Source organism: Myxococcus sp. AS-1-15, assembly GCF_020037055.1.
Lineage (GTDB): Bacteria > Myxococcota > Myxococcia > Myxococcales > Myxococcaceae > Myxococcus > Myxococcus fulvus.
The window spans coordinates 1-1,435 of sequence record NZ_JAIQDF010000065.1 but is presented as its reverse complement, the minus strand read 5'-3'; the positions used below and the strand labels follow the sequence as shown (position 1 = coordinate 1,435).

General features: G+C 68.2%; 1 protein-coding gene and 1 pseudogene. Both read left to right on the top strand.

The window, feature by feature from the left end; all coding sequences use genetic code 11:
- A pseudogene (locus K8625_RS43525) lies at nt 1-518 on the top strand (hypothetical protein); the annotation flags it as partial.
- Entirely contained in the window at nt 515-1,279 is a 765-nt protein-coding gene (istB, locus tag K8625_RS43520) for an IS21-like element helper ATPase IstB (protein WP_223786106.1), read from the top strand. The pseudogene K8625_RS43525 and the gene istB, both read left to right, overlap by 4 nt.
- Nucleotides 1,280-1,435: the final 156 nt, after the last annotated feature.

The following is a 1,435-nucleotide window of genomic DNA, read 5'->3' as shown; positions in this document are numbered from 1 at the left end:
GCCTGCAACATCTCTTCCCGGCAACCAACGCGCTCGTCGCGACCGCGCTCTCCATCAACCACTTCGCTCAGCAACAGCTGCCCTCCTCCGGGCTGCTGCTGCGCGAGCACACCCGGACGCCTCGCGGCCACCACCGCACGCGCGAGGAGGACAGGCCCTCGCACGCGCCGCGCACCACGTTGCAACTGCTCGAGCGCGCCGCACGGGCCGGACGCAGCGTCGCCACGCTCTGCACCGAGGTGCACCACCGGGAAGGCGAGACGGGCACCCGGCGCATCCTCGGCGTGCTGTCCCTGGCCAGGAAGTACGGCACCGCGGCCCTGGACGACGCCTGCGAGGTGGCGCTCGAGGTGGACGTCCCCACCTACCGCTTCGTGCGTCGCTACCTTGAAAGGCGCACTCCCACTCCCGTCACCCTGCGCCAGGTGGACCCGCTCATCCGCGAGCTCACCCACTACCGCGACGTCATTGCCCGCCTCACCCAGCCCACCCCTCCCCCAGGAGACACCGAGACATGAATCTCGTCGAAATCACCCGTGCCCTCACCACCTTGCGCCTGTCTGGCATGGCCCAGGCCGTCGAGGCGCGCCTGCTCCAGGCCCAGGCCGAGAAGCTCGCTCCGCTCGACTTCCTCTCCGCACTCGTCAACGACGAGCTGACACGTCGCAGCGACAGCTTCATCCAACGCCGCCTGAAGCAGGGCGCCTTCCGCGACGCGGGCAAGACGCTCGACGGCTTCGACTTCGACTTCAACAAGAAGATGAATCGCCGCCTCGTCTTCGAGCTGGCCACCGGCGGCTTCGTGGAGCGGCGCGAGGACGCGCTCTTCCTCGGCCCTCCGGGCACCGGCAAGAGTCACATCGCCCAGGCCATCGGCCGCGCCGTCATCCAGTCTCAGGGCCACCGCGTCCTCTACCGCGAGGCCCACCACCTGCTCGAGGAGTTGGCCGAGTCCAGCCTTGAGGGCACCCGACGACAGAAGCTCGATGCGCTCACCAGCGCCCCGCTGCTCGTCATCGATGACCTCGGAATGCGCAAGCTGCCCGCCACCGCCGCAGAGGACCTGCTCGAGCTCATCATGCGCCGCTACGAGAAGGCCTCCACCCTCATCACCTCCAACAGGCCCGTGGAGGATTGGGGGAAGCTACTGGGCGACAACGCCGCCGTGGCCGCCATGCTCGACCGGCTTCTGCACCATGCCCACGTCGTCCAATTCGGCCCTCGAAGCTGGCGCACCAAGGGGGCCATGGAGTTGCGGTCCGCCGAGTCCGCAGGGTAGGAGTCCTCCTGTCTCGGCCCTCTCTCTTTGGCCGGTTTTGACGGGACCCTCTTTGGCCGGTTTTCACCTGACCATTGAGGTCCCCGCCTGGATGCTGGAGCGGGCGGCTTGCGCGACGCTGACTTTCGGCATTCCGCGGGTTTCGTTGGAGGCACT